The sequence below is a fragment of the Aminobacter niigataensis genome (assembly GCF_014200015.1).
Taxonomy (GTDB): domain Bacteria; phylum Pseudomonadota; class Alphaproteobacteria; order Rhizobiales; family Rhizobiaceae; genus Aminobacter; species Aminobacter niigataensis.
The window spans coordinates 274,187-293,108 of sequence record NZ_JACHOT010000006.1 but is presented as its reverse complement, the minus strand read 5'-3'; the positions used below and the strand labels follow the sequence as shown (position 1 = coordinate 293,108).

General features: G+C 63.2%; 16 protein-coding genes. 5 read left to right on the top strand and 11 right to left on the bottom strand.

All coding sequences use genetic code 11. The features are described from left to right. Positions 1-2 precede the first annotated feature (2 nt). Positions 3-446 carry a MarR family winged helix-turn-helix transcriptional regulator gene (locus tag GGQ99_RS20505; RefSeq protein WP_183263977.1) on the bottom strand — a complete coding sequence of 148 codons (444 nt, stop codon included), beginning with the start codon at positions 444-446 and terminating at the stop codon, positions 3-5. Positions 447-530: 84 nt separating this feature from the next. Between GGQ99_RS20505 and hmgA the strand changes: the two genes are divergently transcribed. The 3 genes from hmgA to maiA are packed head-to-tail and all read left to right on the top strand — an operon-like array spanning position 531 to position 3,552. After that, positions 531-1,880, top strand: coding sequence for a homogentisate 1,2-dioxygenase (gene hmgA, locus GGQ99_RS20500; RefSeq protein WP_183263976.1), 1,350 nt, complete (start codon positions 531-533; stop codon positions 1,878-1,880). A 13-nt stretch (positions 1,881-1,893) separates the two neighbouring features. Beyond that, entirely contained in the window at positions 1,894-2,910 is a 1,017-nt protein-coding gene (locus tag GGQ99_RS20495; RefSeq protein WP_183263975.1) for a fumarylacetoacetate hydrolase family protein, read from the top strand. 6 nt (positions 2,911-2,916) lie between these two features. Next, positions 2,917-3,552, top strand: coding sequence for a maleylacetoacetate isomerase (gene maiA / locus GGQ99_RS20490; protein WP_183263974.1), 636 nt, complete (start codon positions 2,917-2,919; stop codon positions 3,550-3,552). Positions 3,553-3,555: 3 nt separating this feature from the next. On the opposite strand, the gene GGQ99_RS20485 is transcribed toward maiA, so the two are convergent. The 8 genes from GGQ99_RS20485 to GGQ99_RS20450 form a co-directional block, all read right to left on the bottom strand. Beyond that, entirely contained in the window at positions 3,556-5,568 is a 2,013-nt protein-coding gene (locus tag GGQ99_RS20485; protein ID WP_183263973.1) for a putative 2-aminoethylphosphonate ABC transporter permease subunit, read from the bottom strand. 1 nt (position 5,569) lies between these two features. Continuing rightward, on the bottom strand, positions 5,570-6,733 hold the full coding sequence (locus GGQ99_RS20480) for a putative 2-aminoethylphosphonate ABC transporter ATP-binding protein (protein WP_183263972.1): 1,164 nt from the start codon (positions 6,731-6,733) through the stop codon (positions 5,570-5,572). 72 nt (positions 6,734-6,805) lie between these two features. Next, on the bottom strand, positions 6,806-7,828 hold the full coding sequence (locus GGQ99_RS20475; protein ID WP_183263971.1) for a putative 2-aminoethylphosphonate ABC transporter substrate-binding protein: 1,023 nt from the start codon (positions 7,826-7,828) through the stop codon (positions 6,806-6,808). A gap of 228 nt (positions 7,829-8,056) precedes the next feature. Then, positions 8,057-8,893, bottom strand: coding sequence for a DMT family transporter (locus tag GGQ99_RS20470; RefSeq protein ID WP_183263970.1), 837 nt, complete (start codon positions 8,891-8,893; stop codon positions 8,057-8,059). A gap of 166 nt (positions 8,894-9,059) precedes the next feature. Next, entirely contained in the window at positions 9,060-10,517 is a 1,458-nt protein-coding gene (gene phnY / locus GGQ99_RS20465) for a phosphonoacetaldehyde dehydrogenase (protein ID WP_183263969.1), read from the bottom strand. Between the two features lie 13 nt (positions 10,518-10,530). Then, positions 10,531-11,787, bottom strand: a complete 1,257-nt coding sequence (phnA, locus tag GGQ99_RS20460; RefSeq protein ID WP_183263968.1) for a phosphonoacetate hydrolase — start codon at positions 11,785-11,787, stop codon at positions 10,531-10,533. A gap of 31 nt (positions 11,788-11,818) precedes the next feature. Next, complete coding sequence (locus tag GGQ99_RS20455) at positions 11,819-13,021, bottom strand: 2-aminoethylphosphonate--pyruvate transaminase (RefSeq protein WP_183263967.1); 1,203 nt, start codon at positions 13,019-13,021, stop codon at positions 11,819-11,821. Positions 13,022-13,141: 120 nt separating this feature from the next. Beyond that, the gene (locus GGQ99_RS20450; protein ID WP_183263966.1) at positions 13,142-14,809 is read right to left on the bottom strand and encodes a Na/Pi cotransporter family protein; all 1,668 of its coding nucleotides are present in this window, start codon (positions 14,807-14,809) and stop codon (positions 13,142-13,144) included. A gap of 141 nt (positions 14,810-14,950) precedes the next feature. Here GGQ99_RS20450 and GGQ99_RS20445 point away from each other — a divergent pair, with 141 nt between their 5' ends. Next, complete coding sequence (locus GGQ99_RS20445; RefSeq protein ID WP_183263965.1) at positions 14,951-15,820, top strand: LysR substrate-binding domain-containing protein; 870 nt, start codon at positions 14,951-14,953, stop codon at positions 15,818-15,820. Between the two features lie 17 nt (positions 15,821-15,837). Here GGQ99_RS20445 and GGQ99_RS20440 read toward each other — a convergent pair whose 3' ends face one another. After that, positions 15,838-16,629 carry a bestrophin-like domain gene (locus GGQ99_RS20440; protein ID WP_183263964.1) on the bottom strand — a complete coding sequence of 264 codons (792 nt, stop codon included), beginning with the start codon at positions 16,627-16,629 and terminating at the stop codon, positions 15,838-15,840. Positions 16,630-16,731: 102 nt separating this feature from the next. Continuing rightward, positions 16,732-17,115, bottom strand: coding sequence for a YciI family protein (locus GGQ99_RS20435; protein ID WP_183263963.1), 384 nt, complete (start codon positions 17,113-17,115; stop codon positions 16,732-16,734). Positions 17,116-17,299: 184 nt separating this feature from the next. On the opposite strand from GGQ99_RS20435, the gene GGQ99_RS20430 reads away from it, so the two are divergent. Next, the gene (locus GGQ99_RS20430) at positions 17,300-18,922 is read left to right on the top strand and encodes an ABC-F family ATP-binding cassette domain-containing protein (RefSeq protein WP_183263962.1); all 1,623 of its coding nucleotides are present in this window, start codon (positions 17,300-17,302) and stop codon (positions 18,920-18,922) included.

The window sequence follows — 18,922 nt, the reverse complement described above, 5'->3', positions numbered from 1 at the left end:
AGTTAGGTCTTCGCCAACAACGCCCGCTCGACATCTGCCAGTCCTGCTTCGATGCGCTCGATGGCGCCGGCGCCGAGTACCTGTTCGAGGCTCGCCTGATAGGTGCGCGCGAGGTCGGCGATCTCGCGATAGGCCTTGAGGCCGGCGGCAGTCAGTTCCAGGTGCTCCACCCGGCGGTCGGCATCGTCCTCCGTCCGTTTCAGCCAGCGCCGCTGTTCCAGTTCGCGCACGGCACGGCTGACCTTCGTCTTGTGCATGTTGGAATGCGCCCCGACCTCTGTCGCCGTCATCCGCCCGGCGCTGCCGAGTGCGGCGAGCGTACGCCATTCCGGACGGGTCATCTGGTAGCGCTGCTTGTATTCGCGTGCGAAGCTCAGGCTGATCAACTCGGCGGCGCGGTTCAGCCGATAGGGCAGGAAGCTCTCGAGATCGAAGGACGGAGGCATCGAACAGCCTTTGATAGTTACAAAATCAACGGTTACAATTGCAACCAATTCGACGATCTCATGTGCTGACGGGAGGTGCAAGCCATGCTGGACAAAACCGACAAGCAGGCGGGGGCCGCCACGGCCTTGAAATACATGCCCGGCTTCGGCAACGACTTCGAGACCGAGGCGCTGCCGGGCGCTCTGCCGCAGGGCCAGAACAGCCCGCAGAAATGCAATTACGGGCTTTACGCCGAGCAGCTGTCAGGCTCGCCGTTTACCGCGCCGCGCGGCACCAACGAGCGCTCCTGGCTCTACCGCATCCGCCCGAGCGTGCGCCACACCAAGCGGTTCTCGGCCGCCAGCTACCCGCACTGGAAGACCGCACCTTGCCTCGACGATCATTCGCTGGCGCTCGGCCAGCTGCGCTGGGGACCGCTGCCTGAGCCCAAGGACAAGCTCAACTTCATCCAGGGCATACGCACCATGACGACGGCGGGCGATGCGATGACCCAGGTCGGCATGGCGGCGCATGTCTATGCCTTCAACGACGACATGGTCGACGACTATTTCTTCAATGCCGACGGCGAATTGCTGATCGTGCCGGAGGTCGGAGCGATCCGCATCTTTACCGAAATGGGCATCATCGACGTCGAGACGTCGGAGATCTGCCTGATCCCGCGCGGCATGATGTTCAAGGTCTCGCGCCTCGGCGACGGTGAGCTGCGGCGCGGCTACATTTGCGAGAATTACGGTGCCAAGTTCACGATGCCCGACCGCGGCCCGATCGGCGCCAACTGCCTCGCCAACCCGCGCGACTTCAAGACGCCGACGGCTGCCTATGAGGACAAGGAAACGCCTTGCCGCGTGCTGGTCAAATGGTGCGGCAAGTTCCATGTCACGGAGATCGGCCACTCGCCGCTCGACGTCGTCGCCTGGCATGGCAACTATGCACCTTTCAAGTATGACCTGCGGACCTTCTCGCCGGTCGGCGCGATCCTCTTCGACCATCCTGACCCGTCGATCTTCACCGTGCTGACCGCGCCGACGGAGGAAGCGGGCACGGCCAATGTCGACTTCGTCATCTTCCCGCCGCGCTGGCTGGTCGCCGAGCACAGCTTCCGCCCGCCCTGGTATCACCGCAACATCATGAGCGAGTTCATGGGGCTGATCTATGGCCAGTACGACGCCAAGGAGGAGGGCTTCGTGCCCGGCGGCATGAGCCTGCACAACATGATGCTGCCGCATGGGCCCGACGCCATGGGTTTCGAGAAGGCGTCGAACGGCGAACTCAAGCCGGTCAAGCTCGACCACACCATGGCCTTCATGTTCGAGACGCGCTTTCCCCAGCAACTGACGAAATTCGCCGCCGAGCTGGAAACATTGCAGGACAACTACATCGATTGCTGGGATGGTCTCGAGCGCAAGTTCGACGGCACGCCAGGCATCAAGTGAAGACGGGAACACCATGAAACTCGCGACGCTGAAAGACTCCACCCGCGACGGCAGGCTTGTCGTCGTCTCGAAGGATCTGACCCGCTGTTCCGAGGTCGGCCACATCGCCCGCACGCTGCAGGCAGCGCTCGACGACTGGGCTCATGTCGGGCCGCGCTTGGCCAATGTCGCCGAAGGCATCGAGACAGGCAGCCAGCCGACGATGCGCTTCCACGAGCATGATGCGGCGTCACCCCTGCCGCGCGCCTTTCAGTGGGCCGATGGGTCTGCGTATGTGAACCATGTCGAGCTGGTGCGGAAGGCGCGCGGCGCCGAGATGCCGGCAAGCTTCTGGACCGATCCCCTGATCTATCAGGGCGGCTCGGATTCGTTCCTCGGCCCGCGCGATCCGATCGTTATGGCCGACGAAGCCTGGGGCATCGACCTCGAAGGCGAGGTCGCCGTCATCGTCGACGACGTGGCAATGGGCGCTTCGGTTGAAGAGGCACGCGATGCCATCCGGCTTGTCATGCTGGTCAACGACGTGTCGCTGCGCGGCCTGATCCCGGCCGAACTGGCCAAGGGTTTCGGGTTCTTCCAGTCCAAGCCCTCGACGACGTTTTCGCCTGTCGCAGTCTCGCCAGATGAGCTGGGCGATGTCTGGGACGGCGGCAAGCTGCATCTGCCGCTTTTGGCCAGCATCAATGGCAAGCCGTTCGGCCGTGCCAATGCCGGCGTCGACATGACCTTCGATTTCGGCCAACTCGTCGCCCATGCGGCCAAAACGCGATCGCTGGTAGCAGGTACGATCATCGGCTCGGGCACGGTATCCAACAAGCTCGACGGCGGACCTGGCAAGCCGGTCGCCGAAGATGGCGCGGGCTATTCCTGCATCGCCGAGATCAGGACCATCGAGACCATTGAAACAGGGTCTGCGAAGACGCCGTTCCTGAAGTTCGGCGATCAGGTCCGCATCGAGATGCATGACCGTTCGGGTCACTCGATCTTCGGTGCCATCGAGCAGACTGTCGAGAAATACGAAAAGGCTTGAGCCGTCATGAGCGAGACCGTCCTGTTCGACTACTGGCGCTCGTCGGCCAGCTATCGTGTTCGTATCGCGCTCAACATGCTGGGCGAGGAATTTCGTTCGGTGTCCGTCGATCTATTGGCGAAGGACCAGAAATCGCCCCTCCATCTGGCGCGCAACCCGCAAGGGCTGGTGCCGGTGCTGGATATAGACGGCCACGCCTTCACCCAGTCGCTGGCGATCATCGAATATCTCGACGAGACACGGGCCGCCGGCTTCCTGCCCCCCGACCCGGTCGGGCGCCAGCGCGTGCGGCAACTGTCTTATGCGATCGCCATGGAAATCCACGCGGTCTGCAACACCGGCGTAGTCGCCGAGCTGATGCGGGTTGCGATTGATGGCGAGGCTGCACGCGATGCCTGGATGCAGAAGTTCATCGGGGATGGCATGGCGGCCTTCGAGAAGCTGCTCGACAATCCTGCGACCGGCAAGTTCTGCCACGGCGACACGCCAACCATGGCTGACTTCTGCCTCGTACCGCAGGTCTACAATGCGCGGCGCTGGAACGTTGACCTGTCGGCGATGCCGCGCATCCTCGACATCGCCGGTCGGTGCGAGCAACTCGACGCTTTCGCCAAGGCCCATCCCGACCGGGTCAAGCCGTAGCTCCTACCGCATCCGCCAAGCCTGGGTGCGCTTGATCAGCGCCTTGGACAGGAACATGTGGATCAGGCGAGCCGCCGCGTTGGTATAGAAGATCATCATCGCCATCGCGGCCGCCGGCGCCACGTCGCCTGCGTCGTCCATGTTGAGCACGGCGACGGACGCCAGTGTCGTATCCTTCGAATAGAGGAACACCACTGCCGACACGGTCGTCATGGCATTGACGAACATGTAGATCGAGATGTCGAGGATCGCCGGCAGGCAGACCGGAACGGTGACGCGGGCAAACAGCTTGTAGAAGGGCTGCTTGAGCGACGCGGCCACCGGCTCGAATTCCTGGTCGATCTGCTTGAGTGCCGTCAGGGCCGTCAGATGCCCCACGGTATAGAAGTGGGTGATGGTGCAGACCACCAGGATGGTCATGGTTCCGTAGATGGCGTGCAGCGGGTTGGCCGGGTCATTGAAGAAGAAGATGTAGGCGAGGCCCAGCACCATGCCCGGCACCGCCATGGGCAGCATGGCCAGGAACTGGAACGCCGTGCGCCCGCTGCGGAAGCCGTCGGTCTTTTCGACCATGTAGGCGCCGACAAAGATGATGACCGTGCCGATGACCGCCGTCAGCGCGGCCAGCCGGATCGAGTTGTAGTAGGAGCCCCAGCCGCCGCCGTCCATGCGGTCGAAGGCGAAGTGCTTGAGGCTGAGGCTAAGGTCATAGGGCCAGAGCTTTACCAACGCTGCGAACTGGCTTGTCACCATGATGCCGAGGATGAAGATGGCGACAAGCGAGCACCAGGCAAAGCACAGCGTGTCGAAGCCGCGGTTCGGGTTGGGCTGGTAGGGCACCGAGCGGGCCGACAGCAACGCCACCTGCTTCTTTGTCACCATGCGGTCGACGATGAAGGCGGCGATGGCCGGAACGAGCAGGATGACTGAGACGACAGCGCCCATCTCGAAATTCTGCTGGCCGATGACCTGCTTGTAGATGTCGACGGCAAGCACGTTGTACTGGCCGCCGATGACCTTGGGCAGGCCGAAATCGGTGATGACAAGCGTGAACACGACAAAGGCCGCCGAGATCAGGCCGTAGCGCGCACCGGGGATGGTGACGGTCCAGAATGTGCGCCAGCTGCTGGCCCTGAGCGAGGCTGCCGCCTCGTAGTGGCGCTGGTCGGAGATTGCCAGCGCTGTCGATATGATGAGCATGGCGTGCGGAAATGCAAAGAAGACCGAACCGACGACAATGCCGAGCGGCCCGTAGATCGGCACGCCCATCAAGAGATCCTTGAGCAGGCCTTGATTGCCGAAGAGGTAGATCAGCGCAATGCCAGGCAGCAACGACGGTACCAGGATCGGCACCATTGCTACCAGCTTGAAGGCATCCTTGAAGCGCATGCAGCTGCGGTTGAGTGCATAGGCGAAACCGAAGGCGAGCCCGACGGTGACGATGGTGCTGATGAAGGCGATGAAGACCGAGTTCTCGATAGAGCGGAACAAAGTCGGGGTCGAGAAATAGGCAACGTAGTTCTCGAGGCCTAGCGCCCGCGACGGCCGCAGCATCACGCGGCGGAAATCATTGGACGTTAGTTCCTGCCATTTCGTGCCCGATTGCAGCTTGAGGCCGACGAGATATGCAGCATCGGTAGTCGTGCCGCGGATCTTGTATTTCACCGGGCTGCGGAAGCTGAAGTCCGGGAAGAAGCTGGTCGCCTGGAGACGGCCGTCCGAATTGGTGCCGAGCTTGGCCGGGGGCACTGCATTGAGTGCCTTGTTCAGCGCCTCCGCCGTGGTCGGCTTACTCCAGTTGCCGTCCTTGTCGGAGACCTGGAACTCGAACCTGGCGAGGTCGAAGCTGTAGGTCGAGAACGACTTGGACAGCATGATCGCGAGCGGGGCCGCCAGCGCGACCACGAGATAGAGCGCGATCACGACCATCAGACCGCGCTTGATCAATTCGTCACGGTCGAGCCTGAGCCTGAGCGCGCGGCCGACTGGCAGGGCGGTGTCGATTGTCATCGCCATGTCAGGCGCCCCGGGGGTAGATCAGCAGCCTCTCGGCCGGCAGCTCGACGGTAAGCTGCACGCCTTCCGTCAGAGACAGGCGGCGGGCGGCATTGATGGAGAAATCTGCGATCAGTGTTTCGTTGCCGAGCGCGTGGCCGTGCAGCCGGGTCCGCCAGAACGAGCCCAGAAATTCCATCTCGCTGATGGTGACGTCGATGGTGTTGGTGGCAGCGCCGTTGGCAAGCGAGTTGATGGCATGGGGGATGACGTCCTCCGGACGGATCGCGGCGATGACGGGCGCGCCGTCATCGAAGCCGTGCTGCGTGCAGCTGAAGCTTGCCGCGCCGAAGCCGACGGCGGCACCATTGGCCGCCTTCGCCTCGAACTTGTTGGCCTCGCCGATGAAGTCGGCGACGAACAGCGTCGCCGGGTGGCGGTAGATCTCTGTCGGCGTGCCGATCTGCTCGATGACGCCATGGTTCATCACCACGATGCGGTCGGCCATCGACAGGGCTTCTTCCTGGTCGTGGGTAACCATGATGGTGGTGACGCCGAGCTTGCGCTGCAGTTCCTTGATCTCGTGGCGCAGATGGGTGCGCACCTTGGCATCAAGCGCCGACAGCGGCTCGTCGAGCAGCAGCAGGCCGGGCGAGATGGCAATGGCGCGTGCGAGCGCAATGCGCTGCTGCTGTCCGCCGGAAAGCTGCGCGGGGTATTTGTTGCCCTGGTCGGCCAGGCCGACGAGCTTGAGCAGTTCGGTGACGCGGCTGTCGATTTCGGCGCGCGGGCGCTTGGTGTTTTCGAGGCCGAAGGCGATGTTCTTGGCGATCGTCAGGTTGGGAAACAGCGCGTAGGACTGGAAGACGATGCCGTAGTCGCGCTGCGACGGCGGCAGCGCGGAAACGTCCTTGCCACCTTGATGGATCGAGCCGCGCGTCTGCAGGTCGAGGCCGGCAACCGCGCGCAGAAGCGTGGTCTTGCCGCAGCCCGATGGGCCGAGGAAGCAGACGAACTCGCCCTCCCTGATGTCGAGCGATATGTCCTTCAGCGCATGGAAGTCGCCGAAGGCTTTCCAGACGTTTGCGATCTTGAGATAGGCTGGCTTCACGTTCAGGCTGGCGGCGGTCATGGCGCTCACTTCAGTCGGAATTCGCGGCTGCCCGGCGAGGGTTTCGTGTCTCATCGTAACCATCCGGATTGGGGGCAAGGGCGCGGGCGCTGCGCTAGGCAGCGCCCGTCTGTCGAGGCGGCTATTTCAGCTCTTCGGCTCGGACTTCGAGTCGTAGCGCTTGGTCCATTCCTCGAGGATGGTGTTGCGGTTGTTGGCTGCCCATTCGAAGTCGTTCTTGATCATCTTGCCTTCGATGTCGGCGGGCAGGTGCGGCACCGGCTTGGCGACGCCGGGCATGGCCACGACCGCATAGCCGACATTGTACATCTCATTGGCCTTCTTCGAGACCGACCAGTCGAGCAACGTCTTGGCGGCTTCCTCCTTGGCAGTGCCTGCGACGATGGCCGACGCCTCCATGTCCCAGCCGATGCCTTCTTCCGGAATGATGATGTCGATAGGTGCGCCTTCGGCTTTCGACTTAGCGGCGCGGAATTCGAAGGAGATGCCGATCACCGTCTCGCCGGCGGCTGCCATCTTGCATGGCTTGGAGCCGGAATGGGTGTAGGCGGCGACATTCTGGTGCAGGCCGTCCATATAGGTCCAGCCATCCTTCTCGCCGAATAGCTGCAGCCAGCTCGAGACGTCGAGATAGCCGGTGCCCGACGAAGCCGGGTTCGGCATCACGACATGGCCCTTGTATTCAGGCTTGGTGAGGTCCTTCCAACTCTTCGGCGCGGTCAGGCCGAGCTTGCCGCCCTCGACGGTGTTGAAGCAGATCGATGCCGCCCAGGCATCCATGCCGACCCAGCTTGGCGGGGTGTCGGTGTCGACGAAATTGGGCTTCAGCTGGTCGGCGCCTTTGGGCGCATAGGCTTCCAGCATGCCTTCGGACTTGAGAACCAGAAGCGAGGTGGCGGCGAGTCCCCAGACCACGTCGGCCTGCGGATTGTCCTTCTCGGCCAGCAGCTTGGCGGTGATGACGCCGGTCGAGTCGCGGATGAAGTTGAGCTTGATGTCCGGGTGGTCCTGGTTGAACGTCTCGGCGTAACGCTTGAGGTCTTCGGCCTCGATCGCCGTGTAGACGGTAAGCTCGGTCTCCGCCCAGGCAGCCGAGGACAACAGCATGGTGGCAACAGCAGCAAGCACGAAGTTTTTCTTCTGGTTCATGGATATCTGGCTCCCATTTGAATCGCTTAGGCACGTTCTGATTGGGAGAGGTTTGAGCCGGGATGCGCGTGCCGCGATTGCCCCGATTGCGCCTCGTCCAAGGCTGATACTGGGAACGAGGGGTCAATAAGTAAAATCTATTCTTTTTATGATACTGTAGCCTCAGCTTATGATCTGCATGCCTGTGTAACAGGCATATGACCGGGCGGTTGCCGGGAGATGAAACAGTCAGGAAAAAGCCAGGGCAACGACGCCGCAGGCGACGATCACAGCTGATACGATACGTGCCTGCCATGGCCTCTCGCCGAAGATGAAGAGGCCGATCAGCGCAGCGATGATGACGCTCGATTCACGTACGGCGGAGACTGCTCCCAAGGGGGCAATGGTCTTGGCGTAGATGACAAGTCCATAGGCCGTGACCGCACCGAGCCCGCCGATCAGCCCGAGCCCGATCGTGCGGCGATTGATGATCCGGATGGCGCCGCGCCGGCGGAAAAGCACGAACAACGTGACCGGGAATTCGAGCAGGAACAGCCAGCCCATATAGCCGAACGGACTGTCGGACAGGCGCACACCGATGCCGTCGATGACCGAATAAGACGCGATCAGCATGCCGTTGATGGCCGCGGCGCCCACGGCACGTGGATCGGCGTTCGCTGCACCGCGCTGGAAGGCGAGGAAAGCGATCCCGAAGGTGACGGCGGCAAGCCCGGCCCAGCCCAGCGGCGGTAGCGTTTCGCCGATCATCACATAGGCGCCGAAGGCGACAAGGGCCGGAGCCAATCCGCGCGCGATGGGATAGACTTGGCTCAAGTCGCCGAGCCGGTAGGACTGGAACAGGAAGACGTAGTAGCCGTAGTGGATGACCGTCGACAGGAAGATGTAGATCCAGCTTTCCATCGATGGTGACGGCGCGGACAAGACCAACACCGTGCCGAGCGTGGCATGGGTGGCCGAGACGGCGGCGAGAACGACAGCACGATCGGTCGCCGCCTTCACGACGGCATTCCAGCTCGCATGCAGGAATGCCGCGATCAGGACGATGGTTAGGGCAAAGCCGGACATGTGTTCAGGCTTTCAGGGCGGTCAGGGGAAGAAGGGATCGAGGCGAGACCCTGGTCAGGCGACGCTTCCTGGAAGTCGGCAGCAGCATTTCCCCTCCACGCAAATGAGGGAGCGCGAACGCCCCCTCATCGACACTCATCTGATTTGCCGGCTTAAGACAAGTGGCTCAGGCCCAGGGCAAAGAGAAGGTCTTGACGTTGGTGAAGCTCTTCATCGCTTCAATGACGCCTTCCTTGTAGCCGTTGCCGCTATCCTTGATCCCGCCAAATGGCGACATCTCGATGCGATATCCCGGGACTTCCCAGATATTCACCGTGCCGACCTGCAGGCCGGCGATGTATTTCTGCATGCGCCGGAAATCGTTGGTGCAGACGCCTGAGGAAAGGCCGAAGGCGGTGGAGTTGGACAGCGCGATCAGTTCGTCGTCATTGTCTGGAGCGCGCACGATCGGAATGATCGGCCCGAAGGTCTCTTCCATGACCAGTTCCGAGGTGTGCGGCACGCGATCGACGACGATCGGCGGCAACAGCGCGCCCTTGCGGCCGGGGTCGTAGAGTACTTCGGCACCCTGCTCGGCGGCCATGTAGACGCGTTTTTCGAACAATGCCGCTGCCTTCTCGTGGACCACGGTGCCGAGATCGGTCGTCCGGTCCATCGGGTCGCCGAACCTGATCTTCTTGGCCCGCTCGAGCACCATCGGGACGAAACGGTCGGCGACGCTTTCCTGGCACAGGATGCGCTTCACTGCCGTGCAGCGCTGGCCGGAATTCTTGGTCGCACCCGCGACCGCCAGATCGGCCGCCTTGGCGAGATCGTCGTCGGAGAGGTCGTTGAGGATGATCAGCGGATCGTTGCCGCCGAGCTCCAGCACCTGACGCTTGTAGCCGGCGGTGCGGGCGATCAGCTTGCCCACCGGCACGCCGCCGGTGAAGGTGATCAGATCGATATTCTCGTTGGTGATCATCTCGGCGCCGATGTCGGCCGGCATGCCTGTTACCACCGACAGCATCTCCGGCGGTAGGCCGGCTTCATAAAGGATGTCGGCGAGGATCAGCGCCGTCATCGGCGTCAGTTCCGTCGGCTTGACCACCACGCAATTGTTGGTGGCGATCGCCGGCGCCACCTTGTGCGAAACCATGTTGAGCGGATGGTTGAAGGGCGTGATCGCCGAGATCGCCTTCAGCGGCTCGCGCGTGGTGAAGATTTTCCGCGCCTTGCCGTGCGGGGTCAGGTCGCAGGAGAAGATCTGGCCATCGTCCTGGATGCACATCTGCGCCGACAGAGTGAACACGTCGTAGGCTCGGCCGACCTCGTAGAGCGAGTCGACCTTGGAGATGCCGAGCTCCAGCGTGATGACGTCGGAGATCTCCTCCTTACGCGCGGCAAGTGCCTCGGCCGTGCGGAACAGGATCTGCTGGCGCTCGTAGCGTGTCAGCTTCGAGCGGTAGTTGGCGGCGATGTCGAAAGCCTGGCGGGCGTGCTCGGCACGCCCCGCCGGCACTGTGCCGATCACCGCATTGGTGTAGGGGTAGTGGACGTTGACGACGCCATCGGCGTCGACCTTGCTTCCGGCGATGCGCATCGGCTCGTGGCGCACCTTGAAGGTTGTTTCAGCCTTGACCATCACAGGTCCTCCCTCACGCCAGCGCCGCCGCCATGGCGGCATAGTGGAACGCATCGAAGTTGCGCAGAACCGGCTCGTTGGGGAGCGTCGGCAGCTTGCGGTTGACGATAAAGGGTACAGCCTGTTCGGTCAGGCCGCCATGCGAGCGCAGCGGCTCGTTGAGGGCGGCGAGATCGTGGCGATGTTCGCTGGTGCCGATGGTCTTATTCTCGGTGGACACCAGCACGATGTCGCCGATGCGGTCCGAAGGCAGCTCGAAGCGTTCGCAGGCCGTGGCGTTGTCGATCACCACGTCGATGCCTTCGATGGCGGCCAGGCGCTTCATGATGCCGGCCTGGTCGGCACCCTCGGGCAAGTAGGCGGTGGCGAACGAGCCGAGCGCGCCGTGGTGGACGACATAAGGATCGGTGATCGGCAGGATGACGCGCGCGGCATCCTTGCCCAGCCATTCGTCCAGCAGGTCCTGGACATAGACAACGTCAGGGGTGCCGTCGGCCTTGTGCTTGGGCTTCATACCGTGGTCGGCGGTGATCACGATGGCGGCGCCGAGCGCGTCGAGCTCGCCGAGATACTTGTCGAACATCTCGTAGAAGGCGTTCGCCTGCGGCACGCCGGGCGCGTATTTGTGCTGCACGTAGTCGGTGGTGGTCAGGTACATCACGTCAGGCTTGAATTCCTTGAGCAGCTTGACGCCGGCGGCGAAGACGAACTCCGACAGCTCGGCCGAATAGACTTCCGGCACCGGCTTGCCGAGCCAGGCCGAAGCATTGTCGATGCCGTGCTCTGCCTTGGTCGAGACGTCGGATTTTTCCGACGAGAAGCAGATGGCGCGGCCGTCGTCGAACTTCAGGCCGCTGCCGAGCAGGGCGCGCAGCTTGTCCTTGGCGGTGACGACGGCAACCCGCGCACCGGCATCGTAGAAGGCCTGAAAGACGGTCGGCGCGCGCAAGAAGCGCGGGTCGTTCATCATCACTTCCTTGCCGGTCTCTCGCTCGTAGAGATAGTTGCCGCAGATACCATGCACAGCCGGCGGACGGCCGGTGGCGATCGACAGATTGTTGGGGTTGGTGAAGCTCGGGATGACGCTGTGGGCGGTGCGCTCGGTGCCCTTGGCGCGGATCCTTTCGAGCGAGGGCATCAGGCCGGCCTTGACCGCCTCGTCGAGATAGGCCGGCTCGCAGCCGTCGAGGCAGATGGCAATCGCCGGCACGCGCGGCCATTCGTAGTTGCGGCCGTTGGCGCTGACGTTGATCGTGGTCATCTTGTTCATGGGGGGAGGGTCCTTTGTAATCTTCTTGTTATCAGGCGGCGAGCTTGGCGCGCTCGGCAATTGCGGCGGCCGGGGGAGCCGCGGTGTCGACGCCCATTTCGTGCAGCGACTGTCCGGCGGCTTCCACCACCTTGCGCATGACGTGTTCGTCCATCCGCCCGATGCAGCCGACGCGGAAGCTGTCCACAACGGTCAGCTTGCCCGGATAGATGATGAAGCCCTTTTCCTTCATCAGTTCGTAGAAGCGGTCGAAGGCGAAGTCCGGATGGGCCGGGTTGAAGAATGTGACGATGATCGGCGATAGCCAGCGGTCCTTGAGCAGCGTCTCGAAGCCGAGCTCGCGCATGCCTGAAACCATGACGTCGCGGTTTCTGATATAGCGGGCGCCGCGACCGGCGACGCCGCCTTCGGCCTCGTGCTGGCGCAGCGCCTCGAGGAAAGCGGCGACCACATGCGTCGGCGGCGTGTAGCGCCACTGGCCGGTCTTGTTCATGTGCGCCCACTGGGCGTGCACGTCGAGGCTGAGCGAGTGGCTGCGGCCCTTGGCGGCTTCAAGCTCGCTCTTGCGGGCGATGATGAAGCCGAAGCCGGGCACGCCTTCGATGCATTTGTTGGCCGAAGACACCATCGCCTCGTAGCGGATCTCGCTGACGTTGAGCGGGATCGCGCCAAACGCGCTCATCGAGTCGACGAGGAACTTGCGGCCCTTGGCGTAGACGGTTTCGGAGATTTCGGCGACCGGATTGAGGATACCTGAACTGGTCTCGCAGTGGACCAGGATGACGTGGCTGATGGCCGGATCGGCGTCGAGCGCTGCGGCAACCTCGTCGCCACGCGGCGGCATGTAGTCGCCCTTGTCGATGGAGACGTGGTCGCGGCCGAGATAGCCGAGCGTCTGGACGATGCGCTGGCCGTAGGCGCCGTTGACCAGAACCAGCGCCTTGCCATCCCGCGGCACGAAGGAGCCGAGCATTGCCTCGACGGAGAAGCTGCCGCTGCCCTGCATCGGCACGCAGTCGAATTCGCCGTTTCCGTCGCCGAGCATGGCAAGAAGCCGCAGGCGCATCTCGGCCGTCATCGCCCTGAAGTCGCCGTCCCACGAGCCCCAGTCGCGCAACATTGCCTGCTTGACGGCGTAGGAGGTCGTCAGCGGACCGGGGGTCAGCAAATAGGGCTCGCCCAGCGCCGGGGCAGGGAAGGGGGCTGCGGCTGCAAGCTTGTGTTCGGACAGCATTTCTTTCTCCTCGCCGTCTTCAGATATTTGGTTCGACCTCACCTTGGGTCTCTTCGATCCATATGTAAAATCGTTATTTTGTATTCTTCGATAAGCTGAAACGATGATAATCGACAACCGTCAGGCGGTCCTGGCAAGCCTGCTTTCCAGCAGGTCGCCACTCTGGGTTAGGATCGGATAGGCGACCGACACCAGCAGAGAATTGAACTCCTTCAGCGCCCTCACCGCCTCGAGATGGATGTCGCTGGTCTCGATGCTTTGCGGCGTGCCCGACTGCAGGCGCTTGAGATGGCGTTCGTGGCTGTCGCGTTCGAGCCTGCGCATGCGCTCCTTCTCGACCACCAGCTGGCGCGCCGCCTCGAGATCGCCGGATACCAGCACGTTCATGGCGATCTGCATGTTTGCCAGCACCCGGTCATGCAGCGCGGTCAGCTCCGACCACCCCTCCCGGGAAAAGCTCAGCCTCTTGTCGCTCTTCTCCTCGGCCAGCACGAGCAGGCTCTTGGCGATGATGTCGCCGGCATGCTCGAGATTGATGGCAAGGTCGGTGAGCTCGATGCCGCGCCGCGCCTCGTCCTGGGTCATCGTCCCGCGGTTGACCTCGGCAATGTAGAGCTTGATGTCGGTGTGGGCGCGGTTGACCTCGTCGTCGAGCTTGCGCACCTGGTCGACACGCGCCCGGTCGCCGGATTCGAAAAGATCCATCACCGGGCGCAGCATGATCTCCACCACCTCGGCCATGCGCAGCACCTCGCGCGTGGCACAGGCGAGAGCCACGCTCGGCATCTTGATGACTGTCCTGTCGAGCGCACTTGTACGGCGAGACATCAGGTCGAAGCTTTCCTGCCCGGCTGGCGCGTCCGGCAGGATGAGCCGGACCAACCGTTCCATCGGGCCGGTGAAGGGCAGGCACAGGACCAGCAGAGCAAGGTTGAAGGCGAGGTGCATGTTGACCACCTGGCGCGCGGCGCTTTCGCCGAACCAGGCCATCGGCAGTTCCACCAGTTGCAGGGCAACCAGGATCGAGACTGCGGCTGCGGCCCGGAAGATCAGGTTGCCGACCGGGATGCGCCTGGCATCGATGGCCTGGCCGCGCGTCAGCCCGACGGCGACGAGGCCGGCGCCAAGATTGACGCCGAGGATCATCGGCAGCGCCACCTCGGCCGGCAGCACGCCTTGCGCCGCCATCGACATGAACAGCAGCACCGAAGCGACGCTGGAATGGACCAGCCAGGTGAACAGGGCGGCGGCGGCAAAGGCAGTGACGGGATCGCTGCGCAGGTAATCGACGGCCATCGGCAGAAGCGCACTATGGCGCATTGGCGCCGTCGCCTCGCCGACCATGCGCAGCGAGATCAGGATGAAAGCGATGCCGAGCAGGGTGCGGCCGGTCTGCTTGACGATGCGCGCCTCGACCTTGAGGAACAGCGTTGCGCCGGCAAAAAGCAGCAGCGGCACCAGCCAACTGAGATCGAAGGACAGCGCCTGGACCACCAGCGCCGAGCCGACGTCGGCACCGAGCATCACCGCGAGCCCGCCAGAGACGGTCATCACGCCGGTCGCAGCAAAGCCTGAGGCGAGCACTGCCACGGCGGTGGCGCTCTGCAGCATGACGGCGAGCACGGTGCCTGCGGTTGCTGCCCGCACCCGCCCCCTGGTCGCACCGCGCAGCGCCTCACGCAGCAGCGCGCCATGCGCGCGCTCGACGCCGGTGCGCACCATGCGCACGGCCCATAAAAGCAGCATGATGGCGCCTGCCAGTTGCAGCAGGATGAACATGAAATGCATGGCCGCGAGCCTCCGATTGCAAGCGCGCAGCTGTGGCGCTTGCCCTATCCTCGGCCGTTGTGAACATAAATCAAATCGTTAGTTTTGATATTTGTATTGGCTGAGTTTATTGCTATTCTGCCCTGACGTCAGGAAACGAGTATGCGCTACGTACAGCTTCGAGCATTCCACTATGTCGCGATTTGCGGCGGCTTTTCGCGCGCTGCCGAGACGCTGTTTCTTACCCAGCCGGCGATCTCCGACCAGGTGCGCAAGCTCGAGGAAGAATACGATGTTTTGCTCTTCAACCGCCATAAGAAGCAGGTGACGCCGACGGCTGCAGGCCAGCAACTGCTCGAGATCACGCGACGGATGTTCGACACCGAGCAGCAGGCGCTGGAACTGCTGTCGGAATCGCGCGCGCTGCGTTCGGGCACATTGCGCATCGTCGCCGACGCCGCCCATCACCTGCTGCACATCCTCGGCCAGTTCCGGCAGAAATATCCCGGCATCCAGGTTTCGGTTCGTGCCGGCAATACCGAGACTGTCATCTCCAGCCTCTACAGCTACGAGGCCGACATCGGCGTGCTCGGCGAAATCCCGACCGGGCGCGATTTCGAGGTGGTCAATCTCAACTCGACGCCGATCGTGGCGTTCGTCTCGACGGACCACCCGCTGGCGGTGGCCAAGTCGCTGTCGCTGCATGAACTGTCGCTGCTGCCGCTGGTCATGCGCGAGCGTGGCTCGAAGACCAGGGCCAAGCTGGAAGACCTAGCCGCCAAAGAAGGCTTCGAATTCAAGCCGGCGATCGAGGCGGAGGGGCGCGAGGCGGTGCGCGAGATCGTGGCGTCAGGCGCCGGCATAGGCTTTGTCTCGGCGGCCGAGTTCGGCCAGGACGCGCGGCTGGTGCAGATCCCCATCGACGCACCCGAAATGCTGATGGACGAGGCGCTGATCTGCCTCAAGGAGCGCAGCGGCGGCAAGCTGGTGCGCGTGTTCCTCGACATCGCCCGGTCGATGGCTGCGGGTTGACGGGCTGGCAGTCCTGACTATCTCGTCATGTCGGCCAGGGCCTCGCGCATCGCAGAGCTGGTGATGCCGAACATGCCGCCATAGGGGATGTGCAGGTCGATGATGACGAACATGACGCTGGCGACGGCCACCACGCCGATGGTTAGCACGACGGCGCCCAGCATCTTGCGCGGAATCTGCAACCCGAAGCTCAGGAATACCAGCGCCAGCCAGACGCTGACGATACGGCTGAACGAACCGCGGGAGACGCCGTTGGCATCCTCGATGACCGCCCAGCGGCTCTCCTGCACCAGGGTGTAATCGCTGCGGCACCTGGCAGCCATGTTGACGTGGAAGGCATCCGATGGCGCCAGCCCGTCCACCATCAATCCAACCTCGTTGATGAGCGCCTTCAGGCCCTGGTCTTCGCCGCTTGCGGCGATCTTGCTGATATCAGGCATGCCGTCGACGACAGGCGCGGGCTCGCTCGTCCAGGTGCTGGCTATGACGGCGGCGGTGTATTGGCGAAGGATCCGCCTTGCTGGCTCCAACTCGGTGCCGAAATTGCGCAGGCACTGGTCGAGCCGGGCCAGTCTTGCGGCATAGAGCGAACGGTCCTTGTTGGCGGCGTCGAAAGCCTGCTTCCCCGTCGACAGCTGCAGGCTGAGAACCAGTGCGGCAAAGGTGACGAGAAGTCCCGTCACCAGCCGCAGTGCATCCATGTTGCCTTGCGACAGGTGGTCTTCATGCAAGCGCACGCGCAGCGCCACCCCGCAAATGGCGGCGACGATGAACAGTATCAGGAACCCGAACCCGTAGAGGATTTCCATGGTGCTGGACGGTGAGGGACCGACTGTCGGCTTCAGCCGAGGCTAACCCACGCCGCTGGATGGCACAATGCCAGTGGGAAGCACGGCAAGTCCAAAGGGGCCCTAGTGTTCTTCCCGTGTCTCTATCGGGGTGCCGGGGATGTAGAGTGAAATCGGCCGGATTTCGTATACGGCGGTCGGGTTGGCGGAGCGGAGCTCGCGCGCTGCCGCAACCGCCGCGTCCATCGTCGGATAGTCCACGACGTAGAAGCCGAGCAAATGCTCCTTGGTCTCGGCAAAGGGACCGTCGGTGACGAGGCCAAGCCCTCTGCCCCTCAGCGTCACCGCGCTCTCCGTCGGCCCCAGGCGCGCCGCCGGGCCCAGATGCTTCTCGCGGACGAGGCGGTCGTTGACCTCGAGCAGGTCCTTCATCAGGGCCGCATCCTCCTCCTCGGACCAGGATTCGACCACGCCCTCGGCGTGATATGCCAGGATTGCGTACAACATGCGCTGCCTCTCCCTTGCCTGTACATCTCGGAGGCACAGTATTGGGTCCGACGGCCCGCGGGCAAGCCGCCGTGACCGACGGCCCATTTTCCCATGCGCTGCTATGCCCGCACGAGACCACTCGCGCTCGGCGCGCGCGCGTGCCATAAGCCGCCGCAACTCCCCCTCCCAGGCCTTGGTTTCCATGATCCGCATCGAAAACATCAGCAAGCAGAACAGCCACCGGCTGCTTTTCATCGAGGCTTCGGCCACGCTGCAGAAGCAGGAGAAGATCGGCCTCGTCGGCCCCAACGGCGCCGGCAAGACGACGCTTTTCCGCATGATCAAGGGCGAAGAACTGCCCGACGAAGGCCAAGTCTCGACCGAGCGCGGCATCACCATCGGCTATTTCAACCAGGATGTCGGCGAAATGGCGGGCCGCAGTGCGGTCGCCGAGGTCATGGAAGGTGCCGGGCCGGTGAGCGAGGTCGCTGCCGAAATGCGCGAGCTCGAGGCGGCTATGGTCGACCCCGACCGCGCCGACGAGATGGACGCCATCATCGAACGCTACGGCGAGGTGCAGGCCCGCTACGAGGAACTGGACGGCTATTCGCTCGACGGCCGTGCCCGCGAGGTGCTCGACGGCCTGAGCTTCACCCAGGAAATGATGGACGGCGACGTCGGCAAGCTGTCGGGCGGCTGGAAGATGCGCGTGGCGCTCGCCCGCATCCTGCTGATGCGGCCCGACGTGATGCTGCTCGACGAACCGTCCAACCATCTCGACCTTGAAAGCCTGATCTGGCTGGAGGACTTCCTCAAGGGCTACGACGGCGCGCTGCTGATGACCTCGCACGACCGCGCCTTCATGAACCGCATCGTCAACAAGATCATCGAGATCGACGGCGGCTCGCTGACCACCTATTCCGGCGACTACGAATTCTACGAACAGCAGCGTCAGCTTGCCGACAAGCAGCAGCAGGCACAATTCGAGCGCCAGCAGGCGATGCTGGCCAAGGAGATCAAGTTCATCGAGCGCTTCAAGGCGCGCGCCTCCCACGCAGCCCAGGTACAGAGCCGGGTCAAGAAGCTCGACAAGATCGATCGCGTCGAGCCGCCCAAGCGTCGCCAGACGGTGGCCTTCGAGTTCCAGCCGGCGCCACGTTCGGGCGAGGACGTGGTCACGCTCAAGAACGTGCACAAGCGTTATGGCAGTCGCAGCATCTATGAAGGCCTGGACTTCCAGGTCCGCCGCAAGGAACGCTGGTGCATCATGGGCATCAACGGCGCCGGCAAGTCGACACTGCTGAAGCTGGTTGCCGGTGCCTCCGAGCCCGACGACGGCACGGTCGCCCGCGGCCCGAGCGTCAAGATGGGGTATTTCGCCCAGCACGCCATGGACCTGCTTGATGGCGACCGCACCGTGTTCGAGCAGTTGGAATACACCTTTCCCCAGGCGGGACAGGCGCCGTTGCGCGCGCTCGCCGGCTGCTTCGGCTTCTCCGGCGACGAGATCGAAAAGAAGTGCCGGGTGCTGTCGGGTGGCGAAAAGGCGCGCCTGGTGATGGCGATCATGCTGTTCGACCCGCCCAACCTTTTGGTGCTCGACGAGCCGACCAACCACCTGGACATCGCCACCAAGGAGATGCTGATCGCAGCGCTTGCGCAATACGAAGGCACCATGCTGTTCGTTTCGCACGATCGCCATTTCCTTGCCGCCCTGTCGAACCGGGTGCTGGAGATCACGCCCGACGGCGTCCACCAGTATGGCGGCGGGTATGTCGAATATGTCGAGCGCACCGGCCAGGAAGCGCCGGGCCTGAGGCACTGA

Excerpts from the sequence above, each read along its gene's own strand:
- GGQ99_RS20505 (WP_183263977.1), bottom strand. The coding sequence starts at position 446 with ATGCCTCCGTCCTTCGATCTCGAGAGCTTCCTGCCCTATCGGCTGAAC.
- hmgA (WP_183263976.1), top strand. The coding sequence starts at position 531 with ATGCTGGACAAAACCGACAAGCAGGCGGGGGCCGCCACGGCCTTGAAA.
- GGQ99_RS20495 (WP_183263975.1), top strand. The coding sequence starts at position 1,894 with ATGAAACTCGCGACGCTGAAAGACTCCACCCGCGACGGCAGGCTTGTC.
- maiA (WP_183263974.1), top strand. The coding sequence starts at position 2,917 with ATGAGCGAGACCGTCCTGTTCGACTACTGGCGCTCGTCGGCCAGCTAT.
- GGQ99_RS20485 (WP_183263973.1), bottom strand. The coding sequence starts at position 5,568 with ATGGCGATGACAATCGACACCGCCCTGCCAGTCGGCCGCGCGCTCAGG.
- GGQ99_RS20480 (WP_183263972.1), bottom strand. The coding sequence starts at position 6,733 with ATGAGACACGAAACCCTCGCCGGGCAGCCGCGAATTCCGACTGAAGTG.
- GGQ99_RS20475 (WP_183263971.1), bottom strand. The coding sequence starts at position 7,828 with ATGAACCAGAAGAAAAACTTCGTGCTTGCTGCTGTTGCCACCATGCTG.
- GGQ99_RS20470 (WP_183263970.1), bottom strand. The coding sequence starts at position 8,893 with ATGTCCGGCTTTGCCCTAACCATCGTCCTGATCGCGGCATTCCTGCAT.
- phnY (WP_183263969.1), bottom strand. The coding sequence starts at position 10,517 with ATGGTCAAGGCTGAAACAACCTTCAAGGTGCGCCACGAGCCGATGCGC.
- phnA (WP_183263968.1), bottom strand. The coding sequence starts at position 11,787 with ATGAACAAGATGACCACGATCAACGTCAGCGCCAACGGCCGCAACTAC.
- GGQ99_RS20455 (WP_183263967.1), bottom strand. The coding sequence starts at position 13,021 with ATGCTGTCCGAACACAAGCTTGCAGCCGCAGCCCCCTTCCCTGCCCCG.
- GGQ99_RS20450 (WP_183263966.1), bottom strand. The coding sequence starts at position 14,809 with ATGCATTTCATGTTCATCCTGCTGCAACTGGCAGGCGCCATCATGCTG.
- GGQ99_RS20445 (WP_183263965.1), top strand. The coding sequence starts at position 14,951 with ATGCGCTACGTACAGCTTCGAGCATTCCACTATGTCGCGATTTGCGGC.
- GGQ99_RS20440 (WP_183263964.1), bottom strand. The coding sequence starts at position 16,629 with ATGGAAATCCTCTACGGGTTCGGGTTCCTGATACTGTTCATCGTCGCC.
- GGQ99_RS20435 (WP_183263963.1), bottom strand. The coding sequence starts at position 17,115 with ATGTTGTACGCAATCCTGGCATATCACGCCGAGGGCGTGGTCGAATCC.
- GGQ99_RS20430 (WP_183263962.1), top strand. The coding sequence starts at position 17,300 with ATGATCCGCATCGAAAACATCAGCAAGCAGAACAGCCACCGGCTGCTT.